Raw genomic sequence first — 245 nt, 5'->3', positions numbered from 1 at the left:
ACCTCCGGCTCTTTGTCCGGCAGGTTTTGATAGTTGGCCTTATAACCTTCCGTTAAATGGGCTAAAGATGCTTTCATAAATACCACCGTTCCCCAGGCATCACCTGGAGATTCAGGTCTTATATGGCCGTTCACATACTCGCCACCGGATTTATGCCTGCCAGGTCTGTAGAGATAATAGGTGTCATCAAAGTATTGATAGTCTATACCTGGACCACCCGGCGCCAGACGCGGGTCGTCAAAAGG

1 pseudogene is annotated in these 245 nt (G+C 49.4%); it reads right to left on the bottom strand.

What is annotated here, in order from left to right:
- Nucleotides 1-245, bottom strand: a pseudogene (locus tag OGY33_RS00680) (T6SS immunity protein Tli3 family protein); the annotation flags it as partial.

Source organism: Citrobacter sp. Cpo032, assembly GCF_030332975.1.
GTDB classification, from domain to species: domain Bacteria; phylum Pseudomonadota; class Gammaproteobacteria; order Enterobacterales; family Enterobacteriaceae; genus Citrobacter; species Citrobacter portucalensis.
This window is presented reverse-complemented; position numbering and strand designations above follow the sequence as displayed.